Here is a 453-nt window from a genome sequence, read left to right as displayed (position 1 = left end):
TCGCGGACGGCCTTGCGCTGCTCGACGTAGCCGGCGCCCATCAGCACGGTGACGTGCTTGCTCAGCACGGAGGCGGAGAGGTCGAGCTGCTTTTGGACCAGGCCGAACTCCGCCTCGCCCGCCGCGTCCAGCAGAGCGCAGATACGCAGCCGGTTCGGGGCATGGATGGTGGCGTCGAAACCCTCCAGCCGGTCGGTCATCTCGGCGCTCACGGGGTCTTCCGGTGCAGGCGGACGAAGGCAAGATGGAAGCCAACGGACACGGCGGCACCGATCAGCGAGGCCGCGATCAGCCACACCGGCCGTCCCGTGACACGGAACGCGAGCGCCGCCCCCACCAGCAGCACGGGCAGGCCGAGCGTGAGCGGCACGGTCGCCCGCTTCGGCAGCACGTCGAACCGCAGCGCCACCCCGGTCCTGTCACGCCACGCCCTCCCCGCGACGGCGAAGAGCG

General features: G+C 71.3%; 1 protein-coding gene and 1 pseudogene. Both read right to left on the bottom strand.

What is annotated here, in order from left to right; genetic code table 11:
* Positions 1-212, bottom strand: a 212-nt coding sequence (locus tag KUM44_RS38245; protein WP_217214380.1) for a helix-turn-helix domain-containing protein, incomplete at its 3' end; no start/stop codon positions are given.
* A pseudogene (locus KUM44_RS38240) lies at positions 209-453 on the bottom strand (cytochrome ubiquinol oxidase subunit I); the annotation flags it as partial. The pseudogene KUM44_RS38240 and the gene KUM44_RS38245, both read right to left, overlap by 4 nt.

Source organism: Streptomyces sp. AC550_RSS872 (genome assembly GCF_019049285.1).
Lineage (GTDB): Bacteria > Actinomycetota > Actinomycetes > Streptomycetales > Streptomycetaceae > Streptomyces.
The sequence above is the reverse complement of the archived record's forward strand: the minus strand, read 5'-3'. Positions and strand labels throughout refer to the sequence as shown.